This is a genomic window from Photobacterium sp. GB-50 (assembly GCF_003026755.1).
GTDB lineage: Bacteria > Pseudomonadota > Gammaproteobacteria > Enterobacterales > Vibrionaceae > Photobacterium.
This window is the reverse complement of sequence record NZ_PYNX01000008.1, coordinates 1-21,913: the sequence shown is the minus strand read 5'-3', so window position 1 is coordinate 21,913 and position 21,913 is coordinate 1. Positions and strand designations below refer to the sequence as shown.

At 38.3% G+C, this 21,913-nt stretch carries 17 protein-coding genes; 12 read left to right on the top strand and 5 right to left on the bottom strand.

Annotated features, from left to right (window positions below; all coding sequences use genetic code 11):
* Window positions 1-97 precede the first annotated feature (97 nt).
* From C9J41_RS11950 to rmf, 8 genes are all read left to right on the top strand, one after another.
* Window positions 98-4,921: an NAD-glutamate dehydrogenase gene (locus C9J41_RS11950; RefSeq protein ID WP_107294618.1), complete on the top strand. Its 4,824-nt coding sequence runs from the start codon at window positions 98-100 to the stop codon at window positions 4,919-4,921.
* 346 nt (window positions 4,922-5,267) lie between these two features.
* Window positions 5,268-6,278 (top strand): quinone-dependent dihydroorotate dehydrogenase, encoded by a 1,011-nt coding sequence (gene pyrD / locus C9J41_RS11945; protein WP_107208146.1) that lies wholly within the window; start codon window positions 5,268-5,270, stop codon window positions 6,276-6,278.
* 254 nt (window positions 6,279-6,532) lie between these two features.
* Window positions 6,533-7,072, top strand: coding sequence for a cell division protein ZapC (locus C9J41_RS11940; protein WP_107294617.1), 540 nt, complete (start codon window positions 6,533-6,535; stop codon window positions 7,070-7,072).
* A 985-nt stretch (window positions 7,073-8,057) separates the two neighbouring features.
* Window positions 8,058-10,202 carry a bifunctional 23S rRNA (guanine(2069)-N(7))-methyltransferase RlmK/23S rRNA (guanine(2445)-N(2))-methyltransferase RlmL gene (gene rlmKL, locus C9J41_RS11935; RefSeq protein ID WP_107208148.1) on the top strand — a complete coding sequence of 715 codons (2,145 nt, stop codon included), beginning with the start codon at window positions 8,058-8,060 and terminating at the stop codon, window positions 10,200-10,202.
* Entirely contained in the window at window positions 10,196-10,447 is a 252-nt protein-coding gene (locus C9J41_RS11930; RefSeq protein ID WP_107246656.1) for a glutaredoxin family protein, read from the top strand. The genes rlmKL and C9J41_RS11930 overlap by 7 nt, the downstream gene beginning before the upstream one ends.
* 5 nt (window positions 10,448-10,452) lie before the next feature.
* A complete protein-coding gene (locus C9J41_RS11925; protein WP_107208149.1) occupies window positions 10,453-12,387 on the top strand; it encodes an ABC transporter ATP-binding protein in 1,935 nt (644 codons plus the stop codon).
* Complete coding sequence (locus C9J41_RS11920; RefSeq protein ID WP_107294616.1) at window positions 12,387-14,390, top strand: DUF3466 family protein; 2,004 nt, start codon at window positions 12,387-12,389, stop codon at window positions 14,388-14,390. Before C9J41_RS11925 ends, C9J41_RS11920 begins: the two co-directional genes overlap by 1 nt.
* Before the next feature lie 172 nt (window positions 14,391-14,562).
* Complete coding sequence (gene rmf, locus C9J41_RS11915; protein ID WP_005367875.1) at window positions 14,563-14,736, top strand: ribosome modulation factor; 174 nt, start codon at window positions 14,563-14,565, stop codon at window positions 14,734-14,736.
* Between the two features lie 317 nt (window positions 14,737-15,053).
* Here the strand turns inward: rmf and fabA are convergent, their stop codons facing one another.
* Both fabA and C9J41_RS11905 read right to left on the bottom strand, forming a co-directional pair.
* Complete coding sequence (fabA, locus tag C9J41_RS11910; protein WP_107208151.1) at window positions 15,054-15,569, bottom strand: bifunctional 3-hydroxydecanoyl-ACP dehydratase/trans-2-decenoyl-ACP isomerase; 516 nt, start codon at window positions 15,567-15,569, stop codon at window positions 15,054-15,056.
* 68 nt (window positions 15,570-15,637) lie between these two features.
* A complete protein-coding gene (locus C9J41_RS11905) occupies window positions 15,638-17,371 on the bottom strand; it encodes a Lon protease family protein (RefSeq protein WP_107294615.1) in 1,734 nt (577 codons plus the stop codon).
* A gap of 193 nt (window positions 17,372-17,564) precedes the next feature.
* Here C9J41_RS11905 and matP point away from each other — a divergent pair, with 193 nt between their 5' ends.
* Genes matP through C9J41_RS11890 form a run of 3 tightly spaced genes read left to right on the top strand, consistent with a single transcriptional unit; the run spans window position 17,565 to window position 18,841 of the window.
* Window positions 17,565-18,029: a macrodomain Ter protein MatP gene (matP, locus tag C9J41_RS11900; protein WP_107208153.1), complete on the top strand. Its 465-nt coding sequence runs from the start codon at window positions 17,565-17,567 to the stop codon at window positions 18,027-18,029.
* 52 nt (window positions 18,030-18,081) lie between these two features.
* The gene (locus C9J41_RS11895) at window positions 18,082-18,387 is read left to right on the top strand and encodes a DUF3634 family protein (RefSeq protein WP_107208154.1); all 306 of its coding nucleotides are present in this window, start codon (window positions 18,082-18,084) and stop codon (window positions 18,385-18,387) included.
* A gap of 55 nt (window positions 18,388-18,442) precedes the next feature.
* Entirely contained in the window at window positions 18,443-18,841 is a 399-nt protein-coding gene (locus C9J41_RS11890) for a PPC domain-containing DNA-binding protein (protein ID WP_107208155.1), read from the top strand.
* 45 nt (window positions 18,842-18,886) lie between these two features.
* Here C9J41_RS11890 and C9J41_RS11885 read toward each other — a convergent pair whose 3' ends face one another.
* The 3 genes from C9J41_RS11885 to C9J41_RS11875 form a co-directional block, all read right to left on the bottom strand.
* Window positions 18,887-19,132: a hypothetical protein gene (locus tag C9J41_RS11885; protein WP_107208156.1), complete on the bottom strand. Its 246-nt coding sequence runs from the start codon at window positions 19,130-19,132 to the stop codon at window positions 18,887-18,889.
* 115 nt (window positions 19,133-19,247) lie between these two features.
* Window positions 19,248-19,685, bottom strand: a complete 438-nt coding sequence (locus tag C9J41_RS11880; RefSeq protein ID WP_107208157.1) for a hypothetical protein — start codon at window positions 19,683-19,685, stop codon at window positions 19,248-19,250.
* A complete protein-coding gene (locus tag C9J41_RS11875) occupies window positions 19,678-20,472 on the bottom strand; it encodes a transcriptional regulator (RefSeq protein WP_107208158.1) in 795 nt (264 codons plus the stop codon). The genes C9J41_RS11880 and C9J41_RS11875 overlap by 8 nt, the downstream gene beginning before the upstream one ends.
* A gap of 730 nt (window positions 20,473-21,202) precedes the next feature.
* Between C9J41_RS11875 and C9J41_RS22170 the strand changes: the two genes are divergently transcribed.
* The gene (locus C9J41_RS22170; RefSeq protein WP_105060222.1) at window positions 21,203-21,313 is read left to right on the top strand and encodes a single-stranded DNA-binding protein; all 111 of its coding nucleotides are present in this window, start codon (window positions 21,203-21,205) and stop codon (window positions 21,311-21,313) included.
* Window positions 21,314-21,913 lie beyond the last annotated feature (600 nt).

Genomic DNA, 21,913 nt, shown 5'->3' with positions numbered 1-21,913 from the left:
TCATAGCTAAATTGTTATCATGTATTTTATTTGAAACTCGGACAGAAAATTGCATACCTATACTTACCTAAGGTAGTAAAAGTTATGGGATTTTCTTATGAATGCACCAGACAATGTGGTTCCTGTATTACTTGAAAAAGTATATGGCTTAATAAAATCCAAAGTTGATAACACCCAGCAACCTTTAGTTGATGTGTTTGCTAAAAGCCTATTAAATCAATTGGCTGAAGATGATTTATTACAACGTAACGAATCTGATTTATATGGTGCTGTGCTGAGCCTATGGCATCATCTGGTTAAAAATAATCCGCAACAAATATCCGTTCGTGTGTATAACCCCACATTAAGTCGCCATGGCTGGAAATCTACCCACACCGTGGTTGAGATTGTTATGCCAGATAAACCCTTTTTGGTTGATTCTGTACGTATGACGTTAAATCGATTAGATATTACTAGCCATTTAATGCTGAATGGTCCTTATTATTTTGAGCGCGACAAAAAAAATAACATCGTTAAGGCGTGCGGTGATAAGGGGGATCTACAGACACTTTTTCATATTGAAGTAGATCGTCTTACAAAAAATGATCAAATGGCGATATTGCGAGATGAACTTGAAGCGGTGCTTAAAGACATTGAATTAGTGGTGAATGATTGGCAATGGATGCAAGATAAAATGCATCAAATTATCAAAGGTCTAAGAACAGAAAAATTACCTGTTGAAAATCAATACTGCGAGGAAGCGATTGAATTTCTTGATTGGGTTGCCAATCATAATTTTACCTTTATGGGTTATCACTGTTACGACCTAAAGCCGATAAAAGGTGATTATCAATTGAGACCAACGCAAGAGGCCGGGCTTGGTCTACTTAAAAAGCCGCGCCATGCACGACCACTTAATTTATCCAGTTTACCTGAATCAGCGCGTATTGAAGCGCAAAAGCCCGATCTGCTTATTCTCACCAAAAGTAATGCTAAATCTCGTATTCATCGCCCCGCTTACATTGATTATATCGGTATTAAACGATTTGACAGTAAAGGTAATGTTATTGGTGAACATCGCTTTATTGGTCTATATGCGTCAACGGCTTACCATCAAACAGCAATGAACATTCCATTGATCCGTAATCGGGTAAAACGAATACTCAACGCCAGTGGGTATTCGGAAGGCTCTCATTCTTGGAAAGCGCTCAATAATGTATTAGAAACTTATCCCAGAGATGAACTTATTCAAGCAAAAGAAGTGGAAATGCTTGAGGTGGGAGTAGGCGTAGTACGAATGCAAGATCGTGACATGCTGCGATTGTTTGTAAGACGGGATCCTTTTGGGCGTTTTTTTTCCTGCATGGTCTATGTTGCCAAAGAGCGTTATGACACGGAGCTTAGGCGTAAGATCCAAAGTGTTTTAAAAGACTATCTTGGTTCATCACAAACTGTTGAGTTCACAACCTTTTTTTCTGTGAGTCCATTAGCTCGTACGCACTACATCGTTAGGGTAAAGAACAATAATTTCGATGTGGATGTTAAATCGATAGAGCATAATTTAGTTGTCGCTGTTGCCTCGTGGGAAGATCGTTTAACCCAGTCATTAGTGGCTAACTTTGGCGAAAGCAAAGGGATCCCAATTGCCAAAAACTATGCGCGTGCTTTTCCTCGATCTTATAAAGAGCAAATGCTACCTGGCTCTGCAGTAGCAGATGTTTTACAGCTAGAAGGGCTGAATGAAGATAATAAATTAGGCATGTTATTTTATCGACCACAAGAGGAATCAGCAGACTCATCGATTGTAAAATTGAAGCTTTTTCACCGTAATGAACCGATTCATTTATCTGATGTTATGCCAATGCTTGAAAATCTAGGTTTGCGGGTCATTGGTGAATCACCATATCAAGTGATCACTGCGGATGGTGTCGTTAATTGGATCTTAGATTTTGCGATGTTACATCATGTTAGAAATGGATTTGACCTATCAGAAGCAAGAGATCGTTTTCAAAATGCTTTTTCTGATATTTGGCATGGAGAGCTTGAAAGTGATGGTTTTAACCGTTTAGTGCTGCGTTCTGGTTTGTCTGGTAGAGAAATTACCATATTGCGCAGTTATGCTCGTTATATGCGACAAGTTGGCTTTCCATTTAGCCAGCAGTATATAGAAGAGACACTGTCTAATCATTGTCAGCTGGCTTGTTATTTGGTGTCGTTGTTTAAATTACGCTTTGATCCCAAAGCGAAATATAGTGAGAAAGCAGAGCAGTTATTGATCAAAAAGATCGTAGAGCGATTAGAGAATGTCGAGAGTTTAGATGACGACAGGATCATTCGTCGTTATATGGATATGATCTTAGCAACCCTCAGAACGAACTTTTATCAAAAAACAGATACCGGTAAGCCAAAAGCATGGCTATCACTCAAACTCAATCCATCATCTATCCCTGAAATTCCAGCTCCAATTCCTCGTTACGAGATATTTGTTTATGCCCCCGATGTGGAAGGTGTCCATTTGCGCGGGGGAAAAGTTGCGCGTGGTGGCTTACGTTGGTCAGACAGGCAAGAAGATTACCGCACAGAAATATTAGGACTAGTCAAAGCACAACAGGTTAAAAATACGGTAATTGTGCCTGTTGGTGCGAAAGGTGGCTTTATTTGCAAACGGCAGCCTCAATTAACAACACGTGAAGAGATAGCTGCAGAGGGATTACATTGTTATCAACGTTTTATCTGTGGGCTGCTTGATGTAACAGACAATATCTTAGAGGGTAAACGGTATCCACCAGCAAATGTCGTTTGTCATGATGAAGATGATCCTTATTTAGTGGTTGCGGCGGATAAAGGCACGGCAACATTTTCAGATATCGCCAATTCATTGGCTGCTGATTATGATTTTTGGCTAGGTGATGCCTTTGCTTCTGGCGGATCTAATGGTTATGACCATAAACAAATGGGAATAACAGCGAAAGGGGCTTGGGAGTCAGTTAAGCGGCATTTTAGAGAGATAGGTATAGATTGCCAAACAACAGATTTTAGCTGTGTCGGCATTGGTGATATGGCGGGTGATGTGTTTGGTAACGGGATGTTGTTATCAAAACATATTCGTTTATTAGCGGCCTTTAATCATCAGCATATCTTTATTGATCCAGATCCGGATCCTGCCGCAAGTTGGTTAGAACGCAAACGTCTTTTTGAACTTAAACGATCGAGTTGGGAAGATTATGATCGTGAAGTTTTATCTGAAGGTGGGGCGATATTTTCACGTAAAAGTAAAGCGATTAAGCTTGTACCTATTGTGCAAACTTTACTGCAAACGCGTAAGCAAAGTTGCACACCTAATGAGTTGATACATCTTATATTACAAATGCAGGTCGATTTATTGTGGAATGGTGGTATAGGAACATACATAAAATCGACTAAAGAGACTCACACCGATGTTGGTGATCGCACCAATGATGCTGTTAGGGTTAATGGTTCTCAACTTGCAGCAAAAATTGTAGGTGAAGGGGGAAACTTAGGCTTAACCCAGTTAGGTCGAGTTGAATTTGCGAAAGCTGGTGGTCGAGTGAATACCGATTTTATCGATAATGTTGGTGGGGTTGATTGCTCAGATAATGAAGTGAACATCAAAATTTTACTCAATAGCCTAGTGACCGCTGATGAGCTGACATTTAAACAGCGTAATAGTATTTTAGAAAAGATGGAAGATGAGGTTGCTGACATTGTATTAGATGATGCCTATCGCCAAAGTGAATCTATTTCAGTAACAGAGCAACAGCAAGTACAACTATTAAAGGAACAAACGCGGTTTATTCATTTACTGGAACGACAGGGCAAATTGGATCGAAGCCTGGAATGTCTACCTGATGATGAAACATTAGTAGAGCGTGAAAAGGCAGGGATTGGCTTAACACGACCAGAAATTGCCGTGCTGGTGGCTTACGGTAAAATGGTGTTAAAAGAAAAACTCGTTAATCACGATATAGCCAGTGATCCTTATCATTCCCGTCTATTACCTGCTTACTTCCCACAATTTTTACAAGATAACTACAGATCACAAATGGAAAACCATCCATTACGACGTGAATTAATCGCAACATCATTAGCTAATTTGATGTCGAATGAAATGGGATGCAATTTTGTTACTCGGCTGCAAGAAGAAACGGGGGCAACGATAAATGAAATTTCAGCCTCTTACTCAATAGGGCGTGAGATCTTTAAGTTTGACCAGATTTTTAGTGAAATTAGAGCATTAGATAATCAAGTTTCAGCACAAACACAATATGACATGCTTTATCGTTCAAGGCGTATGTTGCGTCGGGTCACACGATGGTTCCTACGCAATAGAGAGCACAAGTTAGGTATAGAACAACAAATAGTGTTCTATCAACCCTTTGTTGAGCAGTTACGAAATGAATTAGATAGTTACCTTGTAACTGAAGAAGTGGTAGAGCATGAAGAGCAAGCGAATGAAATGATCCGCAAAGGGGTACCTGAGCGGTTGGCCAAAAACATTTCACGCTTAACCAGTTTATATTCAGCCATGGATATAGCGCAAATTGCAAAAGAGATGGACGTTAACATATCGCATATTGCAAGAGTGTACTTTGTACTAGGAGCGCAACTATCACTTCATTGGTTCTTAAAGCAAATTCAAAACCAAGCTGTTGAGAATAATTGGCAAGCATTAGCAAGAGCTTCATTTCGTGAAGATCTAGATTGGCAACAAAGACAATTAACAACAGCGGTTATAATGACAAGTACTGCTAAGCCAGAAGAAAGTATATCACTATGGATGGAACAACATAAAAAAGCGGTTGATCGATGGGAGAGTGTACTGGCTGAATTTAAAGTCGGTAATGCGCATGAGTTTGCAAAGTTCTCTGTCGCTTTACGTGAATTAACCATTCTAAATCTCAACTCAAGGCCGATACAGTAGTCTGTGTACTTATAGTCACCGCCTAATAAGATGGTATAAGCTACGGTGTAACATATATAGTGACAATGTAACTTTTTACGATGTTATTATGTTACATTGTCACTATTTAAGTGTTAACAATAAGGTTATAAAAATAATACGTTACTTTTTTCACAACTAAAAAGAAAACGATTGCTTTTATGTGTAATAAATTGTGAAACCACGAAACTATAACTTATTGTTAAACAAAGGTTTAATTTCTAAGTTACTGTTTTATTGACAATAATCAAAAAAATAACGATTGAAGTTAACAGAATAACTGTGAATAATACCATCCCGTTTATTCGGGACTTATTTTGGAGTTACAATGTTATACCGCATCGCACGTTCTGCTATTTTTCAGTTGGATGCTGAAAAAGCACACGACCTCGCTATTGAGAACTTTTCTCGCTTTACTGGCACTCCATTAGAACTTTTCTACCGACAAAATCTTCCTGCACGTCCTGTCGAAGTTATGGGGCTTACATTCAAAAACCCTGTTGGCTTAGCGGCTGGTCTTGATAAAAACGGCGAATGTATTGATGCATTTGGTGAAATGGGTTTCGGCTTTGTTGAAGTAGGGACCGTGACACCTCGTCCACAGCCTGGTAATGATAAACCTCGTCTTTTCCGTTTGATCCCAGCAGAAGGCATTATCAACCGTTTTGGTTTTAATAACCTTGGTGTTGATAATCTTGTTGAGAATGTAAAGAAAGCAAAATTTGACGGCATCATTGGTATTAATATCGGTAAAAATAAAGATACACCGATAGAAAAGGGTGTTGAAGATTACATTATTTGTATGGAAAAAGTTTATCAATATGCTGGTTATATTGCTGTAAATATTTCGTCACCGAATACACCGGGATTACGTAGCTTACAATATGGTGAAGCTTTAGATGATCTGCTTTCCCAGCTTAAAGCTAAACAAGCTGAATTAGCGAAACAACATGATAAGTATGTTCCTCTAGCACTTAAGATCGCTCCCGATCTTGATGATCATGAGATTCAACAGGTATGTGATTCTTTGATCCGTAATAATATAGATGGTGTGATTGGAACAAATACCACATTGGATCGCTCTTTGGTTCAAGGGATGGAACATTGTGATGAAGCGGGGGGCTTAAGCGGTCGTCCTTTGCAAAACAAGAGTACTGAAGTTATTCGAAAAATGTCAGAAGCATTAAATGGCGCAGTACCAATCATTGGTGTCGGTGGTATTGATTCTGCAATGGCTGCTCGCGAGAAGATGATGGTTGGTGCAAGCCTAGTACAGGTTTATTCTGGCTTTATTTATCATGGCCCACGTTTAGTTAAAGATATTGTAAACGGTCTTTAACTGTTGGCTATCGCTCTCGTACTGAAGTATTAAATTTAAATATCTTCTGACATACGAAAACCCAGCTTAGTGAATACTAGGCTGGGTTTTTAATTATGTACTTAGTCTATTTGTATCAAATATACATCTGATTTACTCGTGATAGAACCGCTATTTTCCCCTTTTATTTTATGAATACGCGAGTAGAATTAAGCTAAAATTTAAACATATGATCACAGATACAAAATAAATCACTGTCTTTCAGGAGTAAGAACGTGTTAAAGCCAAATAATTCATGGAAATGGTATTTTGACGCTGAAATGAATTCACTCATGCTTGAGTTGAATGACGATATGCTTTTCCGTGTATCGTTACCAAGTAAGCTGCTTACCCCAGAAGCTAAAATAAGTGATATTTTTAATGTTGATGATATTGAAGCCTATCAAAACTTCCAAGAGCAGATTGCTCATCTGCCAATTTCTGCAGCTAGAAAATGTGAATTAGCATTAAATGCTACAGCCGCACGACGTTTCCATAAGCCTATGATGCCAAAAAGTTGGTATTTCGCACCTCAACAAGGTGTAGAGCCGTTACAGGGACAAGTTATTACTTTAATGACGGCTTCTTGTACTGCCCATTACGTTGTGATTGAAAACAGTGGGGTCGCGAGTCTCTGTATGCTTGCTGATGTTGCTACTGTTGATTTAGACGGCCTTAAAAGCATGGAGTTCTGCGAAACCATTAAAGTTATGAATGATCGAATGGCTCCCTGTTTTGTAGAAACTGAACAGCGACATTTTGCGCTTGTCGGTTAGTCGTTTCTTCATCTCATATTTTTGTCGTATATCCTTATCAGTCTCCCGGTAGATAGCAGTATTTGTTATCTTTTGTAGTAAAAGCCCATTAAATTTAGGCTAATTTGCTATCTTTCTTATGCTGTCCAGTACGGCCTCCCTTAGTATATTTGCATGCTTTTCTCTATTAGATGGTGAGAAAGATATCACCTTTTATTGAGATAGTTATCGTCCAAATCTCTCATTTTTATATCCATTTTCTTTGTAACTAACGATAACAACATAACTACTGTTATCTACATACCGCATCATCAATTTCTGTAATTCATGATAGTTACGCTTCCTTGTAGGTATTCAAGATAGGTTAGAGCGTATATTTGTATTCGTTAACTGACTTCATTGCTACTCAGTAAGGTATATCCACCATTTTTCTGGTTAAAAATTACACTAAAAATATGTCATAGATCTCAAAATTCTTATATATAGCCAGACAATTCTTACTGCTTTATTTAAGTAAAACCTGATGGTTTATGACGTTAATTTCTTTGTTACATTACGTTTGATTGACAATCCCTTCCTCTTTTTCCTGCGTTAATAGTGAAGTAGTGGTTGTGTAATAGCGTTGGAATAATTTATTCCACCAAAGGGCGGGTGATAATATTGAATAGGGGTATTTAGCGTAAAAAATTTTTAAGCTCTTGAATGTTAAAGATAAATCAAATGTCACTCAGGGTGAGAAATTGCTTTGAGGGTGGTTTTCATTATTCCAGATTAATGATTTGTTCTTTGTTTGATGAGAATCGTTAAATATGACTTTTAGCGTTGTATTGGTCGCAAGTTTTGCAGGTAAGTGAAGATGTTTGTTGTTACATCCTCTTTGATTGAGAACGTACTGATTGAAGAATGAATTTTTTTTCCTAAATGAGCCATTTCATTATGGTTTTGACGAGGCATTTTTTGTGATTTCAGTTATAATTCCTCGCAATATTAGTGTGAAAAGAACTCCATGAATCAATATCTAGCGATTACTTCCCGCGGCCTTGAAAATTTGCTTGCGGATGAATTAGAACAATTAGGTGCACAGAACATTCAAGTTGTGCATGCCGGTGTCCGTTTTAAAGCAGAACAAGCAACAGCTTACCGTTGTTGTCTATGGACACGAATCTCATCACGTATCATTCAAGTACTGAGTGAATTTAACGTTCGTGATGATATGGACTTGTACTTAGGTGCAACAGCTATCAACTGGATGAACTACTTTGATAGCAATACACGTATTGTGGTCGATTTTAATGGTACTAACCGTGAAATCCGTAATAGCCAATACGGTGCAATGAAAATTAAAGATGCGATTGTAGACCGATTTACAAAAGCGGATTTACGTCGTCCTAACATTGACCGCGAGCGTCCTGATCTACGTATTCATATGCGTCTATCTGGTGAGAAAGGTATTCTTGGTCTTGATATGGCCGGTAGCGGTTTACACCAACGTGGTTACCGTAGTGAAGCGGGTAAAGCACCACTGCGTGAAACCCATGCTGCTGCACTTGTTATGAAAAGTGGCTGGACACCAGAACAAGCATTGTTAGATCCAATGTGTGGTTCAGGTACTTTAGTGATTGAAGCTGCGATGATAGCCGCTGAAATTGCACCAGGTCTTAAACGTAAGCGTTGGGGCTTTGAATCAATCAAAGACTTTGACCAAGAAGCTTGGTTAGAGATCCATGCAGAAGCAACGGTTAAATCTCGTCGTGGTCCTGCAAAAGTCACGACCAAGTTCTTTGGTCGTGAAATGGATCGTCGTGTATTAGCGATTGCTCGTGATAATGCGGGTCGTGCTGGTGTTAAAGATCTGATTGATTTTGAATATGGTGATGCCACACAGCTTGTTCGCCCTGAAGGGTTCGAAACAGGCATTATTCTTTGTAACCCTCCATATGGTGAACGTTTAGGTACAACCCCTGAACTTATTGCATTGTACAAAGAATTTGGTAACCGTTTAAAACTCGCTTTTGCGGGTTCTGTTGCTGCCATTTATTCAGGTTCGAACGAATTGTTAAGTTGTATGCGTATGCGTGCAGACAAGCAATTTAAGCTTCGTAACGGCGCATTAGATTGTGTACTTAAAACTTATTTGATCACTGCGGGTAGTGTTCAGAAAGAAGAAGGGCAATCTGAGGGTGTCATCGTTCAAGAAGAGGTCGCGCCTGATTTCGCGAACCGTCTTAAAAAGAACATTACTAAGTTAGATAAATGGGCAAAACGTGAAGGTATCGAATGTTACCGTATCTACGATGCTGATTTACCTAACTACAATGCCGCGATTGATAAGTACAAAGATTACTTAATTATCCAAGAATATGCAGCGCCTAAATCCGTTTCTGAAGAAACAGCACGTCGTCGTATTATGGATGTGTTGCGTGCGACAATTGAAGTAACGGGTGTAGAAAGCAATAAAGTTATTCTTAAAGTCCGTGAGCGTCAAAAAGGTAAGAACCAATACCAGAAGCTATCAAGTGCAGAGCGCCACATGATTGTTGAAGAGTACGGTGTTGAACTTAAAGTGAATCTTTATGATTACTTAGATACAGGTTTGTTCCTTGATCACCGTATTACGCGTCGTATGCTTGGCCAAATGGCAACAGGTAAAGATTTCCTTAACTTGTTCTCTTATACAGGATCTGCAACTGTTCATGCTGCTGTCGGTGGTGCAAAGACAACAACTACCGTTGATATGTCGAATACTTACCTTCGTTGGGCTCAAGAGAATATGGAGCTTAATAATCAGGTAGGTCCACAACATGAATATGTTCAGGCTGACTGTTTACAGTGGCTACAAGAAGTTGATGATACTTTCGACCTGATTTTTATCGATCCACCAACGTTCTCTAACTCTAAGCGTATGAAGCAGACGTTTGATATTCAACGTGATCACATCATGTTAATGGAAAACCTAAAGCGCATGCTACGTCCTGATGGTCAAATTGTTTTCTCAAACAATAAACGTCAGTTCAAGATGGATTTAGATAAGATTAATGAACTTGGCTTACAGGCGAAGAATATCTCAAATAAAACATTGCCAATGGACTTTGCTAAGAATAAGCAAATCCATAACTGTTGGATTATTACTCACAAGGAAGACGAGTGTTAATCACACTTTATAGCACGGAAGGCTGCCACCTTTGCGAGCAGGCATACCGTCTGCTCGTAGAGGTTGGACTTAAAGATAAAGTTGATATTGTTGATATCGCATTTGATGACGCACTGTTTTCTCGTTACGGTGTAACTATACCTGTACTCTCTATTCAAAATCATGATCGTAATGTTCCTGAATTGGGCTGGCCCTTTGATACAGATTCATTAAAAACATGGTTAATAACAAATAAGCTTGGTTAATTACGATGGCACTTATAAAAATTAGTAACGCTCAACTAGCGTATGGCGATCATGCTTTACTCGATAAAGCAGAATTTCTTCTTCAGCCACATGAGCGTGTTTGTCTTGTTGGTCGTAACGGCGCTGGTAAATCAACATTAATGAAAGTGATTGCTGGTGACGTATTACTCGATGACGGTAGTATTCAACGTCAAAATGAGCTGGTGGTTTCTCGTTTAGAGCAAGATCCACCGCGTAATGCGGAAGGGTCTGTATTTGATTATGTAGCGGAAGGTCTTGCTGATGCAGGTCGTGTTCTGCGTGAGTACCATCACCAATTGGACCTTGTCACCGCCGATCCTAGTGAAGCAAACATTAATAAACTATCGCGTATTCAGGAGCAAGTTGACCACCATAACGGTTGGCAGTTAGATACGCGTATTGCAGCAGTACTTGAAAGCTTGAAGCTTGAACCGAATACACTTCTTACTGATTTGTCTGGTGGTTGGCAACGTAAAGCAGCACTTGCTCGTGCGCTAGTGTGTGATCCTGATATTTTGTTACTTGATGAGCCAACAAACCACCTTGATGTAACAACGATTGAATGGTTAGAAGGTTTTCTAAAAGACTTCCGTGGTTCAATTATCTTTATTTCGCACGACCGTGCATTTATTCGTTCTATGGCGACTCGTATCGTTGATTTAGATCGTGGCCAATTAGTGTCTTTCCCTGGTGACTATGAAGGTTACCTAGAGGCAAAAGTTGAGTTATTGCGTGTAGAAGAAGAACAAAACGCATTATTTGACAAAAAACTAGCACAAGAAGAAGTGTGGATAAGGCAAGGTATTAAAGCGCGTCGTACTCGTAACGAAGGTCGTGTTCGTGCACTTAAAGCATTGCGCAATGAACGTGCAGAGCGTCGTGATGTTGTAGGTAAAGCGGATATGCAGCTACAAGACGCGAACCGTTCAGGTAAGATTGTCTTTGAAGCGAAGAATATCGGTTATAGCTATGGCGATAAGCAAATCGTTAAAGATTTTAGCTTTAATGTTATGCGTGGCGATCGTATTGCCTTAATTGGTCCTAATGGTTGTGGTAAGAGTACCTTAATTAAACTGATGCTGGATAAACTTCAAGCAACTGAGGGTGACTTCCACTGTGGTACTAAGCTAGAAGTGGCTTATTTTGACCAGTACCGTGAAATTCTCGATCCAGAGAAAACCGTAATGGATAACCTTGCTGATGGTAAGCAAGAAGTGACAATTAACGGTAAAACTCGTCATGCGCTAGGTTATTTACAAGATTTCCTATTTCACCCTCGTCGTGCTCGTACGCCAGTTAAAGCGCTGTCTGGTGGTGAGAAGAACCGACTATTGTTGGCAAAATTGTTCCTAAAACCAAATAATTTGCTGGTTCTTGATGAACCAACGAACGATTTAGATATCGAAACATTGGAACTTTTAGAAGATATACTTGCCAATTATCAAGGTACGTTACTTTTAGTGAGTCACGATCGTCAATTCGTTGATAATACTGTGACTACAAGCTGGATTTTTGAAGGTGAGGGCGTTGTTAACGAATACGTTGGCGGTTACCATGATGCACAATCTCAGCGTGCGAATTCTTATGCCAATCAAGCAAAAGAGCAGGCTGCAAAAATCGAATTAGAGAAGAGCAAGAAAGCTGCTCAAGAACAAAAGCAAAAAGATGTTACACCTAAACGCGCAGGTAAGAAGCTATCTTTTACTCTTCAACATGAGTTAGCTGGCTTGCCGCAAAAAATTGAAGACTTGGAAAATGAAATCGCGAAAATTCAGGAACAAATTAATGATCCTGCATTTTTCTCCGATCCGAAAAATGACACACAAGCCATCCTTACAGGTTTAGCTAAGCTTGAAGAAGAGTTTGAAGTTGCCTTTGAACGATGGGAAGAATTGGAAGCGATGCAAAAGGAATCCTAATGCCACATAAGATGTTAAAACTATCAACACTTGCAATCCTCGTTGCTGGTGCCTCTCAAGCTAGCGCTGCTGTTTATGATATTGTCCCTGTTTCAACTGCAGGATCAGATCAACTTGCAGCTCAAGCATATTTCCCTAGTGCACAGGCAAATGCAGATAGTACACCTGTTTCAGCTTTTACTACGGGTATTAAACCATCTGCTGAAGGCGACAATTGCTTTACAGGTAACAACTGTAATGCTGATTCATATGATGTTGCGGGAACCGTTCGACGTGGTACTCAAGGTACGCCGTTATCTGATACCACAGCATATAATGAGAATCGTCAGTTCATTGATGATTGGAATGGGTTATTTAGTTACTGTCGTGATAACTTAGGCTACAACATCTGTAATGTTTGGGCTGATAATGAGTATTACGGTTATGACTACAATATTGATGATGTTCAAGACGGTCAAGGTTTAGGTGGTCTACAACATATTCAACAGACATGGTTAAATGGTTACCATTCAAATGCTCTTGCACTTAAAAATGGTGTAGCTGTTACAACCAAAGCTGATGAAGCTAGTGGTTATACTTCAATTGATAAAACACTAGGTGATATCGAAGCAAATACTACTGATGCCGTTCTTGAAGGTATCGTGGGTAATTACAGTTTTGGTACGTCAACTTCAGCCGTATTTAAGAATGGTTCGGTAAATCCTCGTGCTTTTGCTAAACGTGGTTTTGTGAATGTTGGTGATGAGGCTGGTACATTACTTTCACCTCCAGAGTCTGTTACTGATAAATTTGTTCAAAATATGGGACAAACTACTGCAAATGGAGCAGTAGAAATAACGGATGGTAACTTACTGGTTGTAGGTTCTTCTTCTTTTTCCCCATCATTTTTAAAAGATCCAGGCTCTCGTGTACCTAATACAGATAACATCAATATCGGTTTAAATTTTAACGATAATGATGATTACAAAGTATTTAAGGATTGTTCAACTAACCCTGACAATCTGTACAGTACGTTTGAGTGCCAGTTTAGTACTTTTGCTAATGCAGCTGCTTTCTGGGTTGTTGATAATACTGGTAAACTTGTTGATTCAGGTGTTATTAGTTCAAATTTAGCAGCTGTTGACCCTGATCATGATGATGTTTCTTCACAGGCATCTGCTAATGCGGTTGCTATGGTCAATAACGCTCCTGTTGCTGTAGGCTATGCATCTCGCGATACTAATAGTAATGATTCTTATGTTATGCAAGCCGCATACTTTGAACCTAGTGCTGATTTAACGAAATGGACACAAACTTTTGTTCCTGGGTTAAATATTTCAACTGGCGAAGATCGTAATTATCAATACACAATGGCTAACGACATCAACTCGAGCTTTAAAGTTGTTGGTATAGCAAAGAGCCATAAAGCTGAAAACCAATCGATTCCACAAAAAATGTTTATCTTTGATAAAGCAACGAACCAGACTAAGTTCCTTGATACATCTATAAGCCCATTATTCTTCCGTGGTTCAAATGGTGATGCAACAGCAATTAATGATAATGATCAGGTTGTAGGTTGGGTTGATTCAGAAACGAAGAACCAAATTGATGGCTCTGAGCGTCGTCATCGTGCATTTACCTACATTGCAGGCTCTGCAGCGCAAGGGCCGCTAAAGGCTGGTAGTGTATGGATGCTAGATGACTTAACCAATGATGGCGGTGCAGCGAATACGGTTGCAAACTCTTACCGTATTATTTCTGCAACCGATATTAACGACGCAGGTGTTATTTCAGCAACAGCAAATTACTGTGCTGGTGGTTATCAAAACTTAACTAAACAAGCACAGTGTTCTGTGACTGAAAAGCAGGTTGCGATTAAGCTTGTACCTAAGGCAAATGCGACTGATAAAGATATTATTGTTCGTAAAACAGAAGACGAGGAGCCAGTAAAACGTTCTGGTGGATCGCTTGGCATTTTGGCTTTGACAGCGTTAGGCTTTATTGGTTTCAGGCGCCGTAAGTAATTTTTAAAATAAATTATGTTATACCAACAAGCTCACATTTTGTGGGCTTGTTTCGTTTTTAAATTTGATAAATTGTTCGAAATAACCCATTTTTATAAGTGGAGACATAAAAACTCCATCATTATGTAATGATAATGAAAAGTAATATACAGATAAGGATGAGGACCGAACTATGAAGAGACAAAAGCGGGATCGTTTAGAACGTGCGCAGGCTCGAGGTTATCAAGCCGGATTAAATGGCCGTTCTACAGATGCATGTCCGTACCAAGGTACAGATGCCCGTACTAACTGGCTAGGTGGTTGGCGAGACGCTAGAGAAGAGTTACAACAAGGTCTCTACAAATAATAACCTCCCTCATGGTTAACCCTATTCTGCAGCCCCTTAGGAGAAGGGGCTTTTTTATGCATAATAAGAAATGATAGCATTCTTGATTTATCTACTTAATACATATTACAGAGGCTGCAATCAAATGAGTATTAATGGCTATTTTCTTGTTTTTGTGATTGCAAACTAAAGAGTGTTATTATTTTTAATTCGTTGATTTGTCAGAGTCATGTAACGGATAAGTACGTAGAAGAGATACAAGGTTATTATGCTGGTGGATAAAAAAAGCCCCGAGACATAAATGCCTCAGGGCTGAGTATTTAGATTCGCCACACTGATTAGAAATTGTCAGTATCTTTAAAAAGACCCACTTTTAAATCTTTAGCAACGTAGATTTCTTTACCGTCTACCAGTACACGGCCATCAGCAACACCCATGATTAGCTTACGGTTGATAACACGCTTAAACTGAATTTCATAAGTTACTTTTTTGGCTGTCGGGAGAATTTGACCTGTAAATTTAACTTCACCCACACCCAGTGCTCGACCTTTGCCTTCACCGCCAGACCAACCAAGGAAGAAGCCTACTAGTTGCCACATTGCATCAAGACCAAGGCAACCAGGCATTACAGGATCACCTTTAAAGTGACAGTTAAAAAACCATAAGTCAGGATTGATATCTAATTCGGCGACAATAAAACCTTTGCCGTGATCACCATCTTTATCGGTGATATTTACGATACGGTCAATCATTAGCATGTTATCTGATGGTAATGATGGGAAGTCAGGACCGTATAGTTCGCTGTTGCCACAAGCGACAAGTTCTTCGTGTGTATAAGAATGCTGGCGTGTCATTAGAATCAATTACTCCTTCAAATGTATGGGAGCAATTTAGCTTACACGTGTAAGCTAAACAACTCGGATCAGTTCTGGACAAACCAGTTAGATATACGTAAACGTAGGCGATTTAACAGACCAATCTCATTTGAAAGGTCACCATGGTGGAAATAATCAATTCTTTCTTCAATCAAAGATAAAATCGTTTCATCTTCATCATTATCGCTACGGAATGGCTTATCCGTTAAAAGAGGGATCGCTTCATCAACGTTCTCTATTGCCCAGATGTGGAACTGCTTCGCTTTTATTGCTTCAATGACTTCATCATTTAAACAAAGGTTACTCAAGTTAGTCTTTGGTAATATAACACCCTGATTACCCGTTAACCCTCGATGAACACACACTTTATAGAAGCCTTCGATTTTTTCATTAATCCCACCTACAGCTTGTACACGACCAAACTGATCAACAGCACCGGTTACCGCTATTTGCTGATTAATAGGCTGTGAAGATAATGCAGACATTAATGCACAGAGTTCTGCAAGAGAGGCACTGTCACCATCGACTTCAGAGTATGACTGTTCAAAAACAATGGACGCTGAGTAAGGCAGGGCTTGATCTAAATCTAGCGCTGTTGCAACAAACGCTTGCATGATCATCATGCCTTTCGCGTGAATATTTCCGCCCAGTTCAACTTTACGTTCGACATCAGAAATATCGCCGTCACCAAAGTGAACCACACAAGAAATACGAGCCGGTTCGCCATAGGCTGTTGGGTGTCCAGGCATTTCAACCACGGTTAAACCATTAACCTGACCCACTTCTTTACCTTCACTAGCAATCAGGACTTGGCCATGGTGAATATCAGCAATAGCGCGTTCTGGCAAATAAGACTCACGATATTCTTTAGCGCGAAGTGATGCTTTAATATTTGTTGCCGTTAAAACTTTGCCGTCTGTCTCTATACTTGCTTCAGACAATAGATTTAGGTGCCAAAGCAAACAAAGTGGTAAGCGTGTTTGATCTTCAGCATAACGCGCACCTGCACATAGCAGTGCAGTTACAGCGTCCGTATCAGCCAAGTCTGGCAGTTTATGATGAGTAATAATCGCCTTTATATAACGAAGATACTCTTCAAGATTGGATTCGTTTAATAAGAGATCTTGTTCAAATTCACCGTACATAGCAAAACCAGCGGCAAGATCAGGCTCTGCATGATCAAGTTCTGCCATTAAATGACGATCACCAATGATTACAAGTTTTACATTTACCTTCTCAGGCGCAGGTAAGGGGCATAGTACTTTTTTGTTAGCGGCCTCCCAATCTAGCATGCCGTCCATTAGTACGCTTTTTAAACGCGGCCATAACGATGGATTACTGAGAAGGGCGGTGATTGATAAAATCAAATATCCATTATTTGCTTGGTGTAATAAACCATGCTTAACGCTTGGTTTTGCTAAACTATTTGACTCTAGAGCAGGATAGACGGCACCAAATAGTTTTTCAGCAGTAATATCATCACCCGCGATGATGATCGGTTGCTCATTTTCACTCGTTTGTGAGCTAGATGTATTATTACTACTTTGATATTGGTATTTTTTTATGAGTTCAATAATATAGTCACGATACAACGTGTTATCAGGCGCCGTAATACGTAGAATACGAGGCTGTAAATTAAGCGCGCTGAAGCGGCGTACGGCATCTGATAGTCGAGGTTGAAGAGTACCAACTGTCGCGGGTTCAAGATTACTATAATGTTCTAGAGTTGTTTGGTACTGGCTATAATCAGGAAACATTGTACGCCAAGATTCTTCATGCATAAATTTAGCTTTCTATTGTTACTGTGAAAAGGTAAGCAGTATAAAACAATCAAAGAGCTCATAATAGAAACTTATGAGCTATATTTATGTTTCATAAAAACAATCGGTTATTCTATATAGGTGATTGTTATTTAAGAATGTCAGAGTTACACTGTAACGCGTTTTTCGTTGACGATGAGAAAATTGTAATTTTATGAAATATCAGCAGCTTGAAAATCTTGAATCCGGTTGGAAATGGGCTTATTTAGTAAAAAAACACAAGGAAGGCGAATCAATTACACGCTTTATTGATCGCAGTGAAGCAGAAGCTGCTGTTGAGGCTCTTTTCGATATTGAACACGAACCAACAAAAGTGATTGAATGGATCGGTTCAAATATGTCTCCTGCGCTTGAAAATAAATTAAAACAAGCGATTCGAGCAAAAAGAAAGCGCCATTTTAATGCAGAACAAGTACATACACGAAAAAAATCAATCGATTTAGATTTCCGTGTTTGGGAAAAGTTGGCAGAAAAATCGCAAGAGTTAGGTTCTACATTATCCGATACTATCGAATATTTGATCAGTGAAAGTAACCGAACAGAGCGAGCTAACAAACAGGTTAGTGATATCAAGAATAACCTGACAGAACTACTGAACATTGAATCCTTTGATAAATAACGTTTTTTGGTGGTTGCTGTTCTTTTAAAGGTTACGTTTAAGGAGTAAGCAAATGGAATATGTACTTGTTTTAGCAGTAGTTGTTATTTTTATCGTCTTTAAAGATCGTCCTATTATGGTTTTGAAATTTGAAAATGGCGAACTGATAAAAACGAAAGGGAGTGTACCGACTGGCTTTCAAACCGCATGTAAAGAGATCGCACATAAAACACCTTTTAGTGGTCATATCAAAGTTTATAAAAATCGATTCACTACAAAAATTGATTTTTCAAAGGATATTCCAAGTAAAACAAAACAACGTATTCGTAATGTTTTCCCTCATAGCTCTCATTCAACTAAAAAGGGCAAACGTGCTTAATTGGAAGTAAGTGTAATAAAACGTTTATTACACTTACTATTTAAAAGAGTCAATTGTGATTATACCATACGCGTTTCGATTAACCCAAGGTAAAGATCTTAAAAAGAGTATTCTGCACTTTGTACAAGACAATAAGATCCAAGCAGGAAGTTTACTTTCAGGCATTGGTTGTTTGTCTAAAGTGAATATACGATTGGCTGATGAATCTAAGACAATAGAGGTTTCTGGCCCTCTGGAAATTCTTACATTATCAGGAACATTAACACCACAGCATGTCCATCTTCATATTTCGGTAGCTGATAAAAAAGGGCAGGTAATAGGTGGCCATCTTGTTGATGGAAGTATTGTTTCTTATACTGCAGAAGTTTGTATTGCGAGTTATACAAATTTATCATTTAACCGAGAGTATGACGAATCAACACGATTTGATGAGCTGAAAATTTGTGCAAAGTGAAGCGAATAATAACAAGTTAAAGATAAGTTTAACTTGTTATTAAATCTACTTTAATGCATCTAATAACTCTTCTTTACTTTTGATATAAGATGAAAACTTTTGCTTTAATTCCTGAAGTTCACTCTCTGCTTTTATTCTTTTTAGTCGTTCATCTTCTAATTGTTGACCTAAATCTACGGCTAAATAGCCACCTTTTATCAGCGCTTTGGTTGTAACATTACTATTCGTTAATGATTTAAGAGACTCAATCATATAATAATGCTTATCTATATCACGGATTGTTATTGCCATTAGGTACTCCTTAACTCTCTATAATATATCAACTTTTAATCAAAACGTCACCATCCTAGCGCACTATAACTTAGTGTTATTAACTAAAAATAAACCGGCAAACACCGGCTTATTTTTAGCGTATCTTTTGACCTAATAGTAGGCTACTTAGGTAAATAGACTTACCTGAAGCTAGCTCTAGAATACCTCTGTCATCGGATATATAAACAGCTTCTTTTGTTCGAAGATAATCAATATAGAAGTTACTAAAAGTGAAATCGACTTCACGACTTTTATTTAATTGCTTAACACCAAAAGTGTAATAATGATTTTGAATTTTTAAAAATACACCACTAAATAAAGATGATGAAATAACTCGATTTTCTTTATCTTTTCTAATTGTATTAATCTTAATTCGCCCATCATTTAGGTCAACCTTTATAATTTCAGAGCCAAAAGCAGGGTATTCCTTAGTAAATAAATATGCCGACTGTGTGCTGACAGCATTAAAAATCGCTTGGACAATAATAAACAATAGAGCTAGGAATATGCCAAGGAAAGCTTTTTTAAGCATCGCACTGCTCCTGGTTCACCTGTGAAGTTAAGTCAATATAGTGCTCATTATGCACACCTATTAATTTATAACGCTCACACAATCCACCGATAGGGAATGCATACCATTGACTTATATCGCCTGCTTTATAATCAATGATTGCCTGTGTAACAGGATTTGGTAATTCAACGCCATTATAATTAACAGATATACCATCAACATCTGTTGTATTAACAAAAAATAAGTACTGGTAACAGACAAATAAAGTAGCTAAAAAGAAAAAGCAAACAATCAGAAAATCAAATAGGCTGAATGTATTTAATTTATTGAGTAAGCTGAATTTTTTTTTCTTCTCAGTAATTACTGGTTTATCAATAATGCTTTCTTGATGCTCTTCTAATTCTAACTTTTCTGCAATTTCATGAGCTTCTATATGTTTACTAATATCTTCAGACAGAGGCGGATGAGAACCATCATCAAGCAGAGAGGTTTCTCTAATTGAGTAACCAAGTTTTGGCTCAGTTGTGATGATATTATGCTCACCGATTTTACTAAATGAAGTGCGAAGGTTTTTTATCGCTACAGTTAACGAATTATTCGTTACTACTTTTCCTTGCCAGCACTCTTTTAGTAATGTTTCTCTATGTACAGTATTGTTTGCGGTGTTTGCTAATAAAGCAAAGATATGAGTCTCTGAGCGTGAGACTTTTAAAACAGCATTATCACTTATACGGGTGATCGTTCTTCGCGAATAATCAACATCAAAACGACCAAAACGTTCTATTCCGTTGTTTACTTCATCGTTCATTATTTACTTATCAATAATAGAGTTGTCAAAGGGGATAACTACTCAAAAAGAGAGGCTATTTTATACAAAAAAGGTATCGAATTCTATATTGATGCAACTATATGCTTGGCATATTATCATTTGTATATAAATTCTTCTGTTTTTTAATCAAATTGATAGTGAAAACGACTTAGTTAGAAGCTTTAAATGCTATAAGTGACGGTGTAACTATTTTGTTTAAAGGTTATATCAGTGTAACTCTCTGTTTAATTAGCCATTAATCAGTTGAAAGAAGAAAGCTTGTTTTTATTCGTTCGATAGTATTGAAGAAACATCAACAACATATTGAGTTATATCCATGTACACATGAATTTAGCGACTACATGGTCGAATTGGTTGGAGAATTTAAACCAAGTAATTACAAAAAGCGACCAAGTTAAATAACATCGTAGTTATGTTTTCCTATTTAAAAATGTCCTCTTTATTATCTGATTAAAGGTCTCCTTTAAGGTAACTCTAGTTGGGATAAATTGGGTTATAGAGTAGGGAAGTCACGGTTTCTTCTTGGTGTTAGAGGTGAACGTTATAGGGTGAATAAGTGCGGGATTAATGGTTTTAAATTGCCGTACTGCTTATTCGTTTTGTTTTTCTGGTTGCATTTCAGCTCTTTCGTTTGAGAAAATTTAACTACCTTATCTAAGCGTTTGTTACTCACCATCAGACCTTGGGTTACATTTTCTAGTTTATCAAAATGAAATTAATCTTATCTGAAGAAGACCAAGCTTACAAAGCTGGACTTTATACATTAGATAGATCGAGCTTTACCGTTATTAATTTTTGGTCTCTAGAGCTTAAACGCTAGGGATTGAAAATTGTTGTAGTGTTAGTCGCTTGGTTTAACTCGGATATTATCATTAATAGATGCTGACCAAGAAATCATTGAAAACTACAAATCAATTCTGGTGAACTAACAATGACAACTAAAGTGTGCCAATATTTTTCTTACGATAAAGTTAACCACAAGTTCAAGCTTAAACTTTAATTTATACTTTCAAATATCACAGTCGAAAATGTTGAAGATGTACAACGCAGCACCAACGATACATTTAAAATCGGCATGTGGTTTTTATCGAAAGTTATTGAAGGACATCAGTTTGAGATTTACGGGCCATTCGAGTCAGCCGATGCAACAATGAAGTTTGCACATGAGCATCATGGAATTACAAGTTACCGAGGTGCGCCTGAATTTGATGATGGTATGGACGAGCTACTTGAAGCACTTAAAACTCAGTAACCAACAAAGCTACCAAGCTAAATCTCCATCATTTCAACATTATACTTAAGTGCGCATTATGTATGGTGTTATGTTGAGTGGTTTGCTTTGCCTAACTGAATAACTAAGTGGGCGAGAGATATGCTTTAATTCGGCCTCAACGTGTTGAGGCTTGAATGCTCATCTGGA

Excerpts from the sequence above, each read along its gene's own strand:
- C9J41_RS11950 (WP_107294618.1), top strand. The coding sequence starts at position 98 with ATGAATGCACCAGACAATGTGGTTCCTGTATTACTTGAAAAAGTATAT.
- pyrD (WP_107208146.1), top strand. The coding sequence starts at position 5,268 with ATGTTATACCGCATCGCACGTTCTGCTATTTTTCAGTTGGATGCTGAA.
- rlmKL (WP_107208148.1), top strand. The coding sequence starts at position 8,058 with ATGAATCAATATCTAGCGATTACTTCCCGCGGCCTTGAAAATTTGCTT.
- C9J41_RS11925 (WP_107208149.1), top strand. The coding sequence starts at position 10,453 with ATGGCACTTATAAAAATTAGTAACGCTCAACTAGCGTATGGCGATCAT.
- C9J41_RS11920 (WP_107294616.1), top strand. The coding sequence starts at position 12,387 with ATGCCACATAAGATGTTAAAACTATCAACACTTGCAATCCTCGTTGCT.
- rmf (WP_005367875.1), top strand. The coding sequence starts at position 14,563 with ATGAAGAGACAAAAGCGGGATCGTTTAGAACGTGCGCAGGCTCGAGGT.
- fabA (WP_107208151.1), bottom strand. The coding sequence starts at position 15,569 with ATGACACGCCAGCATTCTTATACACACGAAGAACTTGTCGCTTGTGGC.
- C9J41_RS11905 (WP_107294615.1), bottom strand. The coding sequence starts at position 17,371 with ATGCATGAAGAATCTTGGCGTACAATGTTTCCTGATTATAGCCAGTAC.
- matP (WP_107208153.1), top strand. The coding sequence starts at position 17,565 with ATGAAATATCAGCAGCTTGAAAATCTTGAATCCGGTTGGAAATGGGCT.
- C9J41_RS11895 (WP_107208154.1), top strand. The coding sequence starts at position 18,082 with ATGGAATATGTACTTGTTTTAGCAGTAGTTGTTATTTTTATCGTCTTT.
- C9J41_RS11885 (WP_107208156.1), bottom strand. The coding sequence starts at position 19,132 with ATGGCAATAACAATCCGTGATATAGATAAGCATTATTATATGATTGAG.
- C9J41_RS11880 (WP_107208157.1), bottom strand. The coding sequence starts at position 19,685 with ATGCTTAAAAAAGCTTTCCTTGGCATATTCCTAGCTCTATTGTTTATT.
- C9J41_RS11875 (WP_107208158.1), bottom strand. The coding sequence starts at position 20,472 with ATGAACGATGAAGTAAACAACGGAATAGAACGTTTTGGTCGTTTTGAT.
- C9J41_RS22170 (WP_105060222.1), top strand. The coding sequence starts at position 21,203 with ATGAAATTAATCTTATCTGAAGAAGACCAAGCTTACAAAGCTGGACTT.